14 protein-coding genes and 1 riboswitch are annotated in these 15,553 nt (G+C 48.1%); of the genes, 12 read left to right on the plus strand and 2 right to left on the minus strand.

The window, feature by feature from the left end; all coding sequences use genetic code 11:
- Window positions 1-229: 229 nt before the first annotated feature.
- Together J4N23_RS20815 and J4N23_RS20820 are read right to left on the minus strand one after the other, a co-directional pair.
- The gene (locus J4N23_RS20815; protein WP_207429784.1) at window positions 230-1,033 is read right to left on the minus strand and encodes a Mut7-C ubiquitin/RNAse domain-containing protein; all 804 of its coding nucleotides are present in this window, start codon (window positions 1,031-1,033) and stop codon (window positions 230-232) included.
- Window positions 1,009-2,388, minus strand: coding sequence for an aldehyde dehydrogenase (locus J4N23_RS20820; protein WP_207429785.1), 1,380 nt, complete (start codon window positions 2,386-2,388; stop codon window positions 1,009-1,011). Before J4N23_RS20820 ends, J4N23_RS20815 begins: the two co-directional genes overlap by 25 nt.
- A gap of 562 nt (window positions 2,389-2,950) precedes the next feature.
- Here J4N23_RS20820 and J4N23_RS20825 point away from each other — a divergent pair.
- The 12 genes from J4N23_RS20825 to J4N23_RS20880 all read left to right on the plus strand — a co-directional run bounded on the left by J4N23_RS20825 (window position 2,951) and on the right by J4N23_RS20880 (window position 15,298).
- Window positions 2,951-4,123, plus strand: coding sequence for an ATP-binding protein (locus tag J4N23_RS20825; protein WP_207429786.1), 1,173 nt, complete (start codon window positions 2,951-2,953; stop codon window positions 4,121-4,123).
- A gap of 203 nt (window positions 4,124-4,326) precedes the next feature.
- Window positions 4,327-4,419, plus strand: a riboswitch (TPP riboswitch).
- Between the two features lie 61 nt (window positions 4,420-4,480).
- Window positions 4,481-4,684 carry a sulfur carrier protein ThiS gene (thiS, locus tag J4N23_RS20830; protein ID WP_207429787.1) on the plus strand — a complete coding sequence of 68 codons (204 nt, stop codon included), beginning with the start codon at window positions 4,481-4,483 and terminating at the stop codon, window positions 4,682-4,684.
- A 52-nt stretch (window positions 4,685-4,736) separates the two neighbouring features.
- The gene (thiC, locus tag J4N23_RS20835) at window positions 4,737-6,620 is read left to right on the plus strand and encodes a phosphomethylpyrimidine synthase ThiC (RefSeq protein WP_207429788.1); all 1,884 of its coding nucleotides are present in this window, start codon (window positions 4,737-4,739) and stop codon (window positions 6,618-6,620) included.
- Complete coding sequence (locus tag J4N23_RS20840; protein WP_207429789.1) at window positions 6,621-7,226, plus strand: thiamine phosphate synthase; 606 nt, start codon at window positions 6,621-6,623, stop codon at window positions 7,224-7,226. It begins immediately after the preceding gene.
- Window positions 7,223-7,957 carry a hydroxymethylpyrimidine/phosphomethylpyrimidine kinase gene (locus J4N23_RS20845; protein ID WP_207429790.1) on the plus strand — a complete coding sequence of 245 codons (735 nt, stop codon included), beginning with the start codon at window positions 7,223-7,225 and terminating at the stop codon, window positions 7,955-7,957. The genes J4N23_RS20840 and J4N23_RS20845 overlap by 4 nt, the downstream gene beginning before the upstream one ends.
- The gene (locus J4N23_RS20850; protein WP_207429791.1) at window positions 7,954-8,604 is read left to right on the plus strand and encodes a thiamine phosphate synthase; all 651 of its coding nucleotides are present in this window, start codon (window positions 7,954-7,956) and stop codon (window positions 8,602-8,604) included. Before J4N23_RS20845 ends, J4N23_RS20850 begins: the two co-directional genes overlap by 4 nt.
- A gap of 28 nt (window positions 8,605-8,632) precedes the next feature.
- Window positions 8,633-9,397 carry a thiazole synthase gene (locus J4N23_RS20855; protein ID WP_207429792.1) on the plus strand — a complete coding sequence of 255 codons (765 nt, stop codon included), beginning with the start codon at window positions 8,633-8,635 and terminating at the stop codon, window positions 9,395-9,397.
- On the plus strand, window positions 9,390-10,502 hold the full coding sequence (gene thiH, locus J4N23_RS20860; RefSeq protein WP_207429793.1) for a 2-iminoacetate synthase ThiH: 1,113 nt from the start codon (window positions 9,390-9,392) through the stop codon (window positions 10,500-10,502). Before J4N23_RS20855 ends, thiH begins: the two co-directional genes overlap by 8 nt.
- A 41-nt stretch (window positions 10,503-10,543) precedes the next feature.
- Window positions 10,544-11,584: a HesA/MoeB/ThiF family protein gene (moeB, locus tag J4N23_RS20865; protein WP_207429794.1), complete on the plus strand. Its 1,041-nt coding sequence runs from the start codon at window positions 10,544-10,546 to the stop codon at window positions 11,582-11,584.
- A gap of 438 nt (window positions 11,585-12,022) precedes the next feature.
- Window positions 12,023-12,745 carry a hypothetical protein gene (locus J4N23_RS20870; RefSeq protein WP_207429795.1) on the plus strand — a complete coding sequence of 241 codons (723 nt, stop codon included), beginning with the start codon at window positions 12,023-12,025 and terminating at the stop codon, window positions 12,743-12,745.
- 95 nt (window positions 12,746-12,840) lie between these two features.
- Window positions 12,841-14,421, plus strand: coding sequence for a site-specific tyrosine recombinase/integron integrase (xerA, locus tag J4N23_RS20875; protein ID WP_207429796.1), 1,581 nt, complete (start codon window positions 12,841-12,843; stop codon window positions 14,419-14,421).
- Between the two features lie 151 nt (window positions 14,422-14,572).
- A complete protein-coding gene (locus tag J4N23_RS20880; RefSeq protein ID WP_207429797.1) occupies window positions 14,573-15,298 on the plus strand; it encodes a hypothetical protein in 726 nt (241 codons plus the stop codon).
- The last annotated feature ends 255 nt before the right edge of the window (window positions 15,299-15,553 follow it).

A 15,553-nucleotide genomic window follows, 5' to 3' on the forward strand; every position in this document is an offset into this window, starting at 1 on the left:
AGAACATCTGCCATACTTAAGCAAATTTTGCTGCCAGCGCTGTATCGCACTATGGCCTCTGATGTTGTAAAGGCGTCGGGCTTCCTCAATATTTACTCTTCCCTGAGCTACCTGCTCCACCACCATCTTTTTGAAGGATTCACTGAATGTCTGTTTGTCCATTTGTCTACATTTTGTGTAAACCTATTTCAGGACAAGACAAGTGGTCGGATGACTTCGAGCCATCCGATCACAAACTCCGCAGCTCCCGCACCAGTGCCTGCATCCTGTCGTAGTGCGAGCCCTTCCAGTACACCTTCTGGCAGCAGCGGCATTGGAAGAACTCCTGAAAAAACTCCCTGGTCTTTGGCGGGAGCTTATGCAATACCTGCTGCTTATCGACCGGCTGCAACTTTCCATTGCACTGCAGGCAGCGCTCAAATTCCCGGAATGCTGCTTTGAGTTGCCAGTACGCAATCACCTCCTGCAACTGTTCACGCGTGTTTTGCGACCGCAGCCAGTAACCCCACTTCACCGACTTCTGCTTCAGCAAGCCCACATCGCGTGTCAGCACAATACGGTTTTCCCGCTCCGCAATAGCGACTATCTCTGCGTCGGTATAAGTGTTGGTGTAAAGCGTATCGAAGCCGAGCAGACGCATCAGTCTGGCGAGCTTTCCCAGGTGAACATCGAGCACAAATTGGTACACTTGGGGAGGACTAAAGAGAATACTATCAAAGCCGAAGGTCTTATGCACCGGGTAAACTTCTACCCTGTCAGCTTCCCGAACCCTGGCCTCAAAGGCAACCGGGCTTCCATTCAGCAGGATAAATCCGATCTCCGGGTGCGGGACGCCGATCGCCTCGATGATGTCTTTCACTGATTGCGTGTGCAGAAAAGGGTAATCCAGCCAGCGCTCACGTGCTGAGGCAGGAAGAAAATCGTTCAACGAATCATAAAAACAGAAAGAAGCGGTAGGCATATTAATTCTGAACCATCCTTCATCGCTCCGGTTTCGGGAATTCCCATTTACTTCATCAGCTTTTTGAGCCACTTGAGCTTACCTGCATAGGGCGGATAACGCATGGGAATATCCAGCCATGAGGAGGACTTCAGTACGCCTTTGGCATGCGTAAACGTATCAAAGCTATACTTCCCGTGATATGCGCCAAAACCGCTGGTCCCTACTCCACCAAAGGGTATAGACGGATTACCGAGATGCACCATCGTATCGTTGACGCAGCCTCCACCAAAGCGGATACTGCGCATGATCAGGTCTTCATTCACCTTGCTGGTGGTAAACAGGTACAATGCCAGCGGATAGGGCTTCAGTGCTACGATCCCCGGCACTTCTTGAATCGATCGGAAGGTCAACACCGGTAAGACCGGACCAAAAATCTCCTCCTGCATCACCGGATCCTCCAGTTCCACTTCATCGATCAGCGTGGGAGCGATATAAAGTTCTTCGGGCTTGCTGTCTCCTCCCAAAATAATTCTCCCCTTCTCCAGGAACTTCGCCACTGCGTCAAAACGCTTGCGGTTTACCATCCGCGGGTAATCAGGACTTACAACCGGGTCAGGACCGTAGAACTTCAGCAGCGCTGCCTTTAGTTCCTGCAATAGCGGCTCTTTCACAGATTCCTGCACCAGCAGGTAGTCGGGTGCCACGCAAGTCTGCCCGGCATTCAAAAACTTCCCCCATACCATCTTCCTTGCTGCTACCGCAAGATTTGCCGTCTCATCCACAATACAAGGACTTTTCCCGCCTAACTCAAGCGTGACGGGCGTCAGGTGCTTCGCCGCCGCTGCCATAATGATCTTTCCAACAGGCACACTTCCCGTAAAAAACACATGGTCGAAGGCAAAGTTGTCCATCAGTGCGGGCACGACCTCTGCCCCATTTCCCTGAACCAGGGCCACGAACTTTTCCGGGAATACCGCCCTGATCATCCGTTCTACTACCGCTGCCGTATGCGCAGTTTCCTCCGAAGGTTTCAGTATCACACAGTTCCCTCCTGCAATAGCTCCCACGAGTGGCGAAATCAGCAGTTGAAAAGGATAATTCCAGGGAGCGATGATAAGTGTGAGTCCTCGGGGCTCCCGGTAGATCCGGGAATGAGAAGGCTGCATAACTAGCGGCGAGGCCACTTTCTCCGGCTTCATCCACTTTTTCAGGTGCTTCAGCATATAGTTCAACTCCTCGTACACAAAGCCGATCTCCGTGGCGTAGCTTTCCAGCTCAGCCTTTCGCAAGTCGCGATACAAGGCTTCCGAAATCTCCCGCTCAAACTTCCTTACGCCCTGCTTTAGCTTCAGCAGCTGCTCCTTCCGGAACTGGTAACTAAAGGTTTCCCCGCTTTCGAAAAAGTGCTTCTGCGCCTCTACCAGGTCTGCGTATTTTTTCTCCATCACCTTGAGTCAATTATGTCTGTTGTAAAATAGTACCAGGACTGTTTTGTTTTTCCTTGCGGGAAGGATCCGACGAGCTCGAATGTTCTGCCGCAGGCCCCCTCAAAACCTTTCCTCCCCTTTTACAGTTCTACTAGTACAACATCTAACTTATGAATAATTTATTTAGAGCATTAATCGCAGGATACGGAGCAAAAAAACTGGGAGGCGGCTGCTTCTCTATGGTCATCATTTTCATCATCATCTGGGTGGCGCTAGGATACTGCTAACGCGGCAATTCGGGGTGTAAGGATCACCGGAAACCCCGCTTTTCCGTCCAAGTCCTCATCCCAACCCGACGCCCTCCCTTCATTGCGGGCTTTCCCCTTCAACCGGGTTTAAACATCAGCGTTCGTCCCCTGTAACAGCTTCTTTTATAAAGAACACCCGTCTTCAGCAGGAAGAGTGGAAACGCTCCAACTGAACTGCATAAAAATTAATCTCCCCACCAATCATTAAGCGGCTATCTATGTTTCTATTATGAATTTTTGAATCATACACCCACTACCATAACATAGAACCATTGGACAATACTTATAGTAAACTCGAAGAAGAGAATGAACGGCTGAGAAAGGAGAACGAGGCATTAATAGCAGCTCATAAGGACACTTTATCAAGACTGCAGAAGCGTCTGACGGTAGAAGAAGACCTAAAGGAAAGCCAGGAACGATTTGTGACCGTGTTCAATGAAAGTAAGGTTGCGAATAAGATCATTAATCTGGATCTCAAAATGATTCAGCTTAATGAAGCGCTCGGCGATTTGCTTGGTTACTCCAGGGAAGAATTACTAGAAACGTGTATTCTTGAATATACTCATCCTGATTTTATAAAGTACTGGTATGATCTGCATGAAGCATTATGGAAGAGAGAGTTGCCTTCATTTCAACTGGAGGCCTGTCTCATCAGAAAGGATAAACGTGAAGTGTGGTGCCTCGTAAATACTATCCGGTTCAAAGACAAAGGTGAAACCTTCGGCTATACCTCTCTGGTAGATATCACCGGAAGGAAACAACTGGAACGGCATAAAGATGAATTTATAAGTACGATAAGTCACGAGCTTAAAACGCCTTTGACCTCAATTAAGTCTTACTCCCAGCTCCTTCTACGCTACTTTCAAAAATTGGAAGACGAAAAGCCGCGGCTGATGCTGTCTAAGATGGATGCAAAAGTAAACAGCCTCACTACACTCATTAAAGATCTGGTGATGGCCTCGAAAATTGATAGTGGTAAATTGACGCCGCGGAGCGATGAGTATATGCTGGATTCTTTATTAACCGAAATAGTAGAAGAGTTCAAGGATACAGTCACAACAAGAAGAATTGTCTTAGAAACTGAAAAGGGCCTGAAAACTAAAGGAGATAAGTTCAAAATAGCACAGGTCATCGAGAACTTGCTTACCAATGCAATTAAATTTTCCGGTGAGGGCACCGAAGTTGAGGTGAAGCTTACTAAAATGGAAAACGAAGGTATTGTTTGTATAAAAGACCGGGGACGAGGTATTGCTGAAAGCAGTTTAACAAACATCTTCGAACGCTTTTATAAGGTTAAAGAAGCTGAAAGCAACCAGGAATCCGGGATGGGCTTAGGCTTATACATCTGCAAGGAAATAGTTAAAAATCAACAGGGAAGATTATGGGTAGATAGTGAGGTGGGAAAAGGAAGCACTTTTTGTTTTGCGCTCCCACTACTTGCTTAAGCTGAAAATTCCGTAATTCCCAATTGCCGAAGGCAGGAAGGAATGTTCAATAAAAAAGAGCCCTCGATGGGCGAGAGCTCAAACTAACCAATTATAAACCTACTTTTTATACCGTTTTTTTTAAAAAGTAACCCGGTAAATCTTAAAAAAAATGGGTTTAGGTAAAAAACTTTGTCCCCTAACAAATTTTAGCCTAAGTTTGCATTGTACTTTAGGGGTGTCCGATACGGACTGAGATTATACCCTCCGAACCTGATGCAGTTAGTACTGCCGAAGGGAAAAGTGAAAGGCATTTCATTGCCTGTGCTGTGTCCTATCCTATTAGGCCATTCCTGAAGTATCCCAAACAAAAAAGGAATGGAAATAACAGTCAATCAACAACATCGCACTATTCCCGAAAATTACTCTGTCGAGCAACTGCTTGCTTCCCTGATGCCGGATATGCAAAAAGGTATCGCCGTGGCTGTCAACCAAACCATCGTTCCTAAATCCGAATGGCAGGTTTATAAGCTACAAGCGAACGACAAGGTGATGCTCATCAAAGCCACTCAGGGAGGCTAAGCCCCCATCCAGGAACAAAATCACAACAGAACTAAGCTAATTAGATGATCTCATGAAATTAGAAAAAACGCCTACCGAACAAACCATCACCCGTGCCCCCTTCCCGGCTTCCAAGAAGATCTACGTGAAGGGAGAGCTGCACGATATCGCTGTCGCCATGCGGGAGATCAGCCTGACGGATACCAGGCTACACGGTAAATTGGGGGAAACCGAAAAAAACGCTTCGGTTACCGTTTATGATACCAGCGGTCCTTACACGGATCCTTCCATTGCCATCGATGTCAAACAAGGCCTTCCCAAATTACGCGAGCAGTGGATCCTCAACCGCGGTGATGTGGAGCAGCTGCCGGACGTAAGTTCTGCCTATGGCAAGCAGCGACTGACCGACGAAAGTCTGGACTCGCTTCGCTTTGCACATATCAGCAAACCGCTTAAAGCCAAAAGCGGCATGAACGTTTCGCAGATGCACTATGCGAAAAAAGGTATCATTACGCCGGAGATGGAATACATCGCGATCCGCGAAAATCAGCGGATCGAATCCCTGAAAGAGCAGCTTAATGGCCATTACGACCTGCTGGCCAAACAGCATGCAGGCCACAGCTTTGGCGCCAATACGCCTAAAAGCTATATCACGCCGGAGTTTGTTCGCCAGGAAGTAGCGGCAGGACGTGCCGTGATTCCATCTAACATCAACCACCCTGAATTAGAGCCCATGATCATCGGCAGGAATTTCCTGGTGAAGATCAATGCCAATATCGGGAATTCAGCGGTGACCTCTACCATCGAGGAAGAGGTGGAGAAAGCGGTGTGGGCCTGTCGCTGGGGAGCAGACACCATCATGGATCTGTCAACCGGTAAAAACATTCACGAAACCCGCGAGTGGATCATCCGCAACTCCCCTGTGCCGATTGGTACCGTTCCTATTTACCAGGCCCTGGAGAAAGTAAACGGGAAAGCCGAGGAGTTAACCTGGGAACTGTTCCGGGATACCCTGATCGAACAGGCAGAACAGGGCGTCGACTACTTCACGATTCACGCCGGTGTATTGCTTCGCTACGTGCCATTGACTGCGAAAAGGCTTACGGGGATCGTATCCCGGGGAGGTTCTATCATGGCCAAATGGTGCCTGGCACATCACAAAGAGAACTTCCTGTATACGCATTTCGAAGAGATCTGTGAGATCATGAAAGCTTACGACGTGTCCTTCTCACTGGGCGACGGCCTGCGTCCCGGAAGTATTGCTGACGCCAATGATGCCGCCCAGTTTGCAGAACTGGAAACACTCGGCGAACTAACGGAGATCGCCTGGAAGCATGATGTACAGACGATCATCGAAGGCCCCGGTCACGTACCTATGCACATGATCAAAGAGAACATGGACAAGCAGCTGAAACATTGCAAGGAGGCGCCCTTCTATACCCTGGGACCGCTGACCACGGATATTGCTCCCGGATATGACCATATCACTTCCGCTATCGGCGCTGCCATGATCGGCTGGTTTGGAACTTCCATGCTTTGCTATGTGACGCCAAAGGAACATTTGGGACTGCCGAACAAGAAGGATGTGAAAGACGGAGTGATCACCTACAAGATTGCCGCCCATGCTGCCGACCTGGCCAAGGGGCATCCCGGAGCGCAGTATCGCGATAACGCATTGAGTAAGGCGCGCTTCGAGTTCCGCTGGGAAGATCAGTTTAATCTGTCATTGGATCCGGATACGGCCCGGGAATTCCATGACGAGACCCTTCCCGCCGAAGGTGCGAAAGTAGCGCATTTCTGTTCGATGTGCGGACCGAACTTCTGTTCGATGAAGATCACGCAGGATGTGCGGAAATATGCAGATGAAACAGGTTTGGGAGAAGAAGATGCGCTGCTCAAAGGGATGCAGGAAAAATCTAAGGAATTTGCTGAAAAAGGCAGCGAACTGTATCTATAAATGAAACTGATTGCCATTACTCTTCCGGATTTCTTTGATGGGGAGGCGGATTTAATCCAGGCTTTGTTTGAGGCAGGACTTCAGCGCCTGCACATCCGCAAGCCGGAGTCGGATGAAGCTGCTTTCAGAGCCTTGTTGAATGCTATTCCCAAGGCTTTTTGTAGCCGGATCTCGATCCATCAGCATCATTCAATTGCGAAAGAGTATGGCATCAAATCCTTGCACTTCGGGGAAAGTCAGCGGAAAAGACTGAAGCTTCAGGACTTTGCCTGGCTACGGGATCTTCGATACACTTTAAGTACATCCGTGCATGAAGTCAAAGATCTGAAGAACCTGCAAACCATTTTCGACTATGCGTTTTTCAGTCCTGTTTTCGACAGCATATCGAAACCGGGCTATAAAGGACGTACAGCGGCCGGCTTCTCGTTACAGGAAAGCGACAAGGTGCTCGAAGTAATCGGACTTGGTGGGATCCATGCGGAGAACATCCTGCAACTAAAGGAAATGAACTTTGACGGAGCGGCCGTACTGGGAAGCCTCTGGACAGAGCCGGAAAAAGCTGTGGAAACCTTTCAAATACTTAAAGCGAAACTCCAGAGCCTATGAACCAGCGCCCTTATGTACTAAGTATAGCAGGTTTCGACCCAAGCGCAGGTGCCGGTGTGCTGGCAGATGTGAAGACCTTTGAGCAGCATGAAGTGTACGGCTTTGGGGTTTGCTCGGCGCTCACCGTTCAAAACGACCAGGAGTTTGAGCGGACACAATGGCTGGAAAAGGAGCAGATAATGGATCAGGTTGCTGTGCTTACCAGAAGGTTCAGGATCGATGCCTGCAAAATCGGGATTGTTCCGTCTATGGAGGTCTTGCTGGGGGTCCTCGATTTCCTGAAAGCCCATAATCCATCCATGTGCATTGTCCTGGACCCGGTGTTGAAAGCGACTGCCGGTTATTCTTTTCATACTTCCGTAGATCCGGCTGAGCTGCGCCGCGTACTGACGCAGCTCAGCCTGGTCACGCCCAATTATGAGGAGAAAGTTCAACTGGACAGCATGCTGGGTTCGCCGATTGAAGCCTTCTGCAATGTGCTACTGAAAGGCGGGCATCACCCGGCCAGAAAAGGCGTAGATGTGCTCTATGAGAACGGAAAGGCTTTTGAGATACCGGCAGGCGTAGCAGAGGTGCAGCAAAAACACGGCTCCGGCTGCGTCTTGGCGTCGGCTATTACAGCGCGACTGGCTCTGGGAAATACGCTCCTTGAGTCCTGCCGACTGGCGAAAACATATACCGAAGTTTTTTTAAACAGTAACAACAGCCTTTTGGGCTACCATCACTTATGATCGATCAACTACATTATATCTCACAGCAGAAAGAAGGGCTTAGCCATCTGGAAGCTATTAAAAATGCGCTGGAAGCAGGCTGCAAATGGATCCAACTGCGCGTTAAAAACCAACCCGAGAGCGTGGTAAGGGATATCGCCGTGCAGGCAAAATTGCTCTGTGATTCCTTTTCGGCGAAACTTATCATCAATGATTTTCCGGAGCTTGCCAAAGAAGTTTCCGCTTTTGGCTTGCACCTGGGTTTGCAAGATATGCCTATCCCACAGGCAAGGGAAATCGTAGGCCCAGACATGATCATCGGCGGAACCGCCAACACCTGCGAGCATATTCAACTGCGCGTGCAGGAAGGAGCAGATTACGTGGGCCTGGGCCCTCTGCGCTTCACCACTACGAAAGAAAAGCTCAGTCCTATTTTAGGGATGGAGGGTTACCGCCGGATCCTTGCACAAATGGCAGAAGCGGGAATTAGCATCCCGATCATTGCGATCGGTGCCGTCGAACTGGAAGACGTTGCGGAACTGCTTGAGGCGGGGCTCTATGGCGTAGCCGTTTCGGGAGCGATCACCTTTGCGGCCGACAGAGCACAAACAGTAGCAGAATTTTATGAACAACTAGGCAAAGACCAATCAGCGAAACAGCTGGTGTAAGCTTAGCCATCACAACAATGCTAGTATCATGTTAAAGATTGCAGATAAAACCTTCAAATCGCGCCTGTTCACCGGAACCGGGAAGTTCAGCTCCTCAGAGCTGATGGAAGCGGCATTGGTAGCTTCGGGTTCGGAGCTGGTGACCGTAGCGCTGAAACGGGTAGACATTAACAATGATCAGGATGATATCCTACTCCATCTAAAACATCCCCATATCAACCTTCTACCCAATACTTCAGGGGTCAGAACAGCAAAGGAAGCAGTTTTTGCTGCCCAACTAGCCCGTGAAGCACTGGAGACGAACTGGCTGAAGCTGGAGATCCATCCCGATCCGAAGTACCTGATGCCCGATCCGATTGAAACGCTGCTGGCCACAGAAGAACTGGTCAAGATGGGATTCATCGTACTCCCCTACATCCACGCCGATCCTGTTTTGTGCAAGCGGCTGGAAGAGGTCGGAGCAGCGGCAGTGATGCCTTTGGGCTCCCCGATCGGATCAAACAAAGGCTTAAAAACGATCGACTTTCTTGAAATCATCATTGAGCAGAGCAGGGTTCCGGTAGTAGTAGATGCAGGAATTGGCTCTCCTTCTGATGCTGCCCAAGCCTTTGAACTGGGGGCAGATGCCGTGCTGGTGAATACCGCCATTGCTGTATCCGACCATCCTGTGCAAATGGCCGAAGCATTTAAACTGGCCTGCGAAGCCGGAAGAATGGCTTATGAAGCGCGGCTGGCAAAACCGGTAAATCACGCCATAGCAAGTAGTCCTTTAACAGCATTTTTAGATGAATAGCTTTGCGGAAATTTTTGATCAGTATAGCTGGGATGAGGTCAAAGAAAGCATTTACAGCAAAACCAGCGCCGATGTGGAGCATGCTTTAGGAGCGTCTAAACGAAACCTGGAAGATTTCAAGGCCCTTGTTTCTCCCGCTGCTGCAGCCTACCTGGAGCCGATGGCGCAGCTAAGTCACCAACTGACGCAGAAGCGTTTCGGCAAAGTGATCCAGATGTACATCCCGCTCTACCTGTCGAACGAGTGCAACAACATCTGTACCTACTGCGGTTTCAGTCTGGACAATAAGGTAAAGCGGAGAACTTTGACCCCAATGGAGATCATGCAGGAAGCTGCCGCCATCAAGGAAATGGGTTACGACCATGTCCTGCTGGTGACGGGAGAGGCGAATCAGACGGTCCACGTGGACTACTTCAAAAAAACGCTGGAACTACTGAAACCTCATTTCTCACACATCTCCATGGAGGTACAGCCACTGGACGAAGAGGACTACCGGGAGCTGATTCCCTACGGTTTGAATACAGTATTGGTGTATCAGGAGACTTACCATAAGGAGGACTACAAAAAACATCATCCCAAAGGGAAAAAGTCGAACTTCAACTACCGCATCGAAACGCCTGATCGTTTGGGACGGGCAGGAATCCACAAAATGGGTCTGGGGGTATTGATCGGCCTGGAAGACTGGCGTACCGATTCCTTTTTCACGGCCATGCACCTCGATTACCTCGAAAAGCGGTACTGGAAAACCAAATACAGCCTCTCTTTCCCTCGTTTGCGGCCCTTTTCAGGAGGACTGGAACCGAAGGTGGAGATGAACGACAAAGAGCTGGTGCAGCTGATCTGTGCCTACCGGCTGTTCGACGAGGAGGTGGAAATTTCGCTCTCAACGCGCGAATCGGAGAAGTTTAGGAATAATGTGATTAAATTAGGCATCACATCCATCAGTGCCGGTTCAAAGACCAATCCCGGGGGCTATGTAGTAGAGCCTGAATCGCTGGAGCAATTCGAGATCTCTGACGAACGTTCGCCGGAAGAAATTGCGGCCATCATCCGGAAACAGGGCTACGAACCGGTTTGGAAAGACTGGGACCGGGCTTTTGTCTAAGCAGTAGGAAGTCTGACCAGCATCAAGGATTGTTGAAAAACATGTTAAGCAAAGAAGAGTCAAAACGATACAGCCGGCAGATCATCCTTTCAGATATCGGTCTTGAGGGCCAGCAAAAGCTGAAAGCAGCAAAAGTGCTGGTGGTTGGTGCCGGGGGACTAGGTTGCCCGGTACTGCAATACCTTACTGCTGCAGGCGTAGGTACGATCGGCATCATCGACCACGATGTGGTGGACGAGACCAACCTGCACCGGCAAATCCTTTACTCGGTGGCAGATGTAGGAAAAAGCAAGGCAGAAACGGCAGCTACCAAGCTCCTGGCCTTAAATCCCTATGTTGCCGTACGGCCTTTTGCTGTTAGACTTACATCTGAAAATGCCACAGTTATTTTTGAAGCTTTTGATCTGATCGTCGACGGTTCCGATAATTTCGAAACCCGTTACCTGGTTAATGATGCTTGCGTACAGCTGGATAAGCCCCTGGTATTCGGATCTATTTTCGGCTTTGAGGGACAGGTATCTGTCTTTAACTACCGCGGTGGCCCCACCTACCGCTGTGTCTTCCCCGAAGCGGGAGAAGCGCCCAATTGTGCCGTCAACGGCGTTCTGGGTGTATTGCCCGGAATTGTCGGCACCTATATGGCGAACGAGGCGCTGAAGGTGATCCTGGAGATTGGCGAGCCACTATCCGGAAAGCTGATGGTGCTCAACGTGCTCGACAATGCTATCAACTTTTTTAAAGTGAAACGGGTACTCGAGGTACAACGCACACCTTCCGCAGCCACCCGCCCTGCTGCTCAGGCGGACGAAGGCCTCTCCTATTCAGCAATAGAACGGATGCTGGCGGAAAAGCCGGAAGAGATTTTCCTGGTCGACGTACGGGAGCCGCTGGAAGCAGAAGCTGATCCTGTAGGTGATGTAAATATCCCCCTTTCCGAAATCGCGGACAGCGTTCACGAATTCCCTCCCGACAAAACCCTCATCTTTTACTGCAATAGCGGCCGAAGAAGTAAGGCCGCTATGGATTTGGCTAAGGCTGCAGGTGTGGTGACGCCGATGTATTGGGGAAAGGGAGAAGAGTAAGCCGTTGCTGAATTACCACAGTTGAAGCTCTTGCCCCTCTCCTCAATTGTCTTTAACGTTATTATTCAACCAAGCAAGTGCACCGGATATCCTAAGCGCGAATCAAAACCTAAAACCGGGAAAGTTGCACCCTGCTCCCGAATGAGTATGTACCAAGCAGGTGACAGCGCCCGTCCTGCTTTAGACTTGATTCGGCATTTGTTCGGAAAAACAGCAACAAACGCCAAAGTCGGGCCGAATCTGTTCCCTTCCAATTATAAGCTAATCCTGAGCTTAGTATGAACCAATCCTGAACACAAGCCGAAAAACATCGCTATAAGGTCGCTATAATATCGCTATAAGGTCGCTGTAAGGTCAGTGTAAGCTTTTTCAGATTGTTAAAAGAAGAGGTATATTAGGAGATGATTTTCTAAAAATACTAATAAAACCTAACCTGTCATGAAAAAAAGAAAAAAGGCGCGAAGAACCAGCGATGGTCTCATTATCGTTCAAAGTAAAAGTTACGGCGAACACACTCGTGCAAAAAGAGGAACGTATCAGGAGGCTCCCTTAAACCCCTCAATGCAAAACAGCTGTCTCCAGCTTTCCCAGGGTAATCGAGACGCAAGCCTGATAAGGGCCGCACTGCTACCTCATTTCCTGGAGAGCAAACCCTTCCGGTTCTGGCCCAGACTGCTGTCAGCTGTCCGGCTGGCTTATGGAAAGAACGATCTGCTGGATCCCGGGAAGTTCAACGGTTTCGACGTCTATGAGGAATATAAGATCACGAGGCTTACTTCCCCTCAGACACAACTAAGCGGTGATGACGAAAGCACTAAAATTGAGGTAAGCTGGCACGCCGTACCAAATTTCAGAAGAAAGTTTGCAGACGGCTATTTCTTTGGTGTTGTCTGCCTTTTTATTGACCCCGAAAGTGGCTGCGTTGAAAGTTCCGTCAGCTATTCGAGGCCCTTTCCCTTAAGCGTCACCACAGGTTCCTGCGAGTTTGAGGTTGCACACCAACTGCACAGAGGGTATATGCTGCTGTTTTTATTGTTGAACGCCACCGAAAAGAATGTGCTGAAACGTGGCGCGCCCACCTCCGGCTTTCGCTGTATCGGGGGTAAATGGCTGGGACAAAAAGAGCCCTCAGCTGTATCCGGGCTGGAGATGGAAAAATAGCGGACACGTCAAAATCGGTAATACCAATTTCGTAAACCCCTCCAAATTGGGCGGGTTTACGAAATTGATACGCTAACTTTTTCAATAAAAACCTTATGCAAGTATCTAAAGTAATCCACCAGGGAGCTCTCCGGATTAAAGTAGAATTCGAATATAATGCGCTACTGAGCGCGAAAATCAAAACCATCTATGACGCCCGGTGGAGCCGGACATTAAAAGCTTGGCACATCCCCTATACAACCGCAGCATGGAAAGAGCTACTTCTGTTGTTTCCGGAGTTAGCTAAGCGTGCTGAAGCAAAGGTCGCCACGGCGGAAAAAAGACGAAATGGGCCATCAGTAACCGTTACAGAAAAGAAAATACTGCTTAAAATGCCTGCCAATGACGCAGATGTCCTTTTTCTCAAGAGCCTGAGGTACAGCTTCTGGAATAAAAAAGACCGGATCTGGCAGCTCCCGAACTACCCCGGAAATCTGGATTTGCTGAAAAGCTATTTCGGGCAGCGTTTAACAGAAATAAACGAACTAAAAGCTGATGGAACTATAGCAGAGCAAGCGCAGCGGGAACGAAAGCTACCCTTCAAGGAGGTTCTGGTAGTAAAAACAGCTTCCAGACGACTGAAGGTATTGTTTAGTTCGTTTCCGAAATTACAGAAGTACCTGAAGGAGCTTCCGTATAGCTCCTGGGACCCGACGAATAAGTGGTGGGCCCTTCCCTATTCTCCCTCCGTTCTTAATGACCTGAAAGCGCTTATTGAAGCAGAAAACAAAAACTTTCTTTATGAGGAAGAAGCTACACCCGAAGGAAAGCCAAGAAGAAGTCCCGCGACTATTCCAAACTACCGGAGCACTCCTGAGGAATACCTGGATAAATTGAAGGAGCTGCGGTATAGTTCCGCCACCATAAAAACTTACAGGAATGCTTTTGAAGAATTTATAAACTACTATCACCAACTGGAAATTGACCGGATCGATGAGAAAAAGATCATAGCCTACCTGCGTTATCTGGTAATGGAGCGTATGGTCTCCACTTCCTATCAAAACCAGGCGATCAATGCCATCAAATTCTATTACGAGCGGGTGTTAGGCGGACAAAGAAAGCTGTATCATATTGACCGGCCAAAAAAAGAGAAGACCTTGCCAACCGTGCTGAGTAGTGAAGAAGTGGGTAAGCTGCTTCAGCATACCTACAATCTCAAACACCGGGCAATGTTGATCACCTGCTATTCAGGAGGATTGAGGGTCAGTGAACTGTTGAACCTAAAAGTAAGTGATATTGATGGACAAAGAAAGCAAATCAGAGTAAGTCAAAGCAAGGGAAAAAAAGACCGGTACACGCTGCTGGCAGATAAGACGCTCCAGGTGTTGCGGCAGTACGTGAAAGAAAACAAGCCTAAAGAATGGCTATTCGAGGGATACAGCGGGGAGCAGTACTCGGCCAGGAGTCTGCAGATAATCCTGAAAAAGAGCTTAAAGGCTGCAGGCATTACTAAGCCTGCTACGATGCATACCTTGAGACATAGTTTCGCGACCCATCTGCTGGAAAACGGAACCGATCTTCGCTACATTCAAACCTTGTTGGGACATGAAAGCAGTAAAACCACCGAAATCTACACACACGTAACAACCCGTGGTTTTGATCAGATCAGGAACCCGCTGGACAGCATGAATATTTAATTTGAAATGATGAAAAATAGTGTTAAATATGTACTGTGAAGCCTAAAAACCAAACCGAAAACGCAACGAATGAACGAAAGAGCAGGAGTTCAGGTAAATGGGATATATACGAAATTCGTAAACCCAGATGTTATGCGCAATTAAAACACCCATGAATTATGTACTATTCCTGATCTTCGCATTATTTGTCGTCTCATGTGGAACGTCTGAAAAGACTAAAGAAGTGCGAATGGAAAGTGCAAATACTTCGACTGACACAGTGCCTCTTAAAAAAGCAAATATGAACGCTAAAGAATTTATTTCAGCACTTACAGATTTAGGATTCTTCGAACACACGGATCCAGACAAAGTATCGCTGGTTAAAGATTCATTGACTCATCAATTCAACAATAATGGTGATTTCCTAACAGAATTCAGCAACATGCCTCCGTACGTTTCTTATGACCTTAGGTTTTATAGTTGTGGTGATGGGGAAGAATTGTTTGAAGAGGACGGTGTTGTTTCCTTGTTAAAGGAGATGAAGCCGCTTTTTGAAAAACTAAAAGTTTCCATGCATTATAGTGAGGACAGTCATGACGGCGGTTTACACTCTTTGAGAATGAATGGCAGATATTACACTTTATTTTCAGGGGGAATATTAATGCAAGGTGAAACTATTGCAAAGACTGCTGAAATGATCAACATTGAATTAGGCCTGCAAAACGCGAAAGAACAGATCTACTTATTATCTTTTGATGATGGTTATTACATGGTCTATCTGACAGAAGAACAGCATCGGTTAGTGTCTACATATTTTACAGGAACCAGAGGACCTATAACTGTGGATCAATGGGTAACAAAGACTACAGCCGAAATGAAAAATCTTTTAAATAGATAAACTGCGCATAACACGTCCTTTGCAAAAATGGCGAATGGCGTTATTCTCGAAATTTTCTACATTTAACTAAGTTTTGTGCTGGGCGACAGTGAAGTGCTTTCTAGCCGCCATCTTCGCAAAGCCCTAACCGTTAACCGCAATTATGGAAACCACCAAATCATCAAGTCTTCAGCCTAGGACTTTCGAGCAATGGTGTACTGACCTCGGTATCGAGTGCGAAGGAAATTGTCCGACAAATGAGGTGATGAGTTATGA

Source organism: Pedobacter sp. SYSU D00535 (assembly GCF_017355855.1).
In the GTDB taxonomy this organism is placed as follows: Bacteria; Bacteroidota; Bacteroidia; order Sphingobacteriales; family Sphingobacteriaceae; genus Desertivirga.

Coding starts and splice junctions, on each gene's coding strand:
- moeB (WP_207429794.1), top strand. CDS start 10,544: ATGTTAAGCAAAGAAGAGTCAAAACGATACAGCCGGCAGATCATCCTT.
- J4N23_RS20840 (WP_207429789.1), top strand. CDS start 6,621: ATGAAACTGATTGCCATTACTCTTCCGGATTTCTTTGATGGGGAGGCG.
- thiC (WP_207429788.1), top strand. CDS start 4,737: ATGAAATTAGAAAAAACGCCTACCGAACAAACCATCACCCGTGCCCCC.
- thiH (WP_207429793.1), top strand. CDS start 9,390: ATGAATAGCTTTGCGGAAATTTTTGATCAGTATAGCTGGGATGAGGTC.
- J4N23_RS20880 (WP_207429797.1), top strand. CDS start 14,573: ATGAATTATGTACTATTCCTGATCTTCGCATTATTTGTCGTCTCATGT.
- J4N23_RS20850 (WP_207429791.1), top strand. CDS start 7,954: ATGATCGATCAACTACATTATATCTCACAGCAGAAAGAAGGGCTTAGC.
- xerA (WP_207429796.1), top strand. CDS start 12,841: ATGCAAGTATCTAAAGTAATCCACCAGGGAGCTCTCCGGATTAAAGTA.
- J4N23_RS20820 (WP_207429785.1), bottom strand. CDS start 2,388: ATGGAGAAAAAATACGCAGACCTGGTAGAGGCGCAGAAGCACTTTTTC.
- J4N23_RS20845 (WP_207429790.1), top strand. CDS start 7,223: ATGAACCAGCGCCCTTATGTACTAAGTATAGCAGGTTTCGACCCAAGC.
- J4N23_RS20855 (WP_207429792.1), top strand. CDS start 8,633: ATGTTAAAGATTGCAGATAAAACCTTCAAATCGCGCCTGTTCACCGGA.
- thiS (WP_207429787.1), top strand. CDS start 4,481: ATGGAAATAACAGTCAATCAACAACATCGCACTATTCCCGAAAATTAC.
- J4N23_RS20870 (WP_207429795.1), top strand. CDS start 12,023: ATGAAAAAAAGAAAAAAGGCGCGAAGAACCAGCGATGGTCTCATTATC.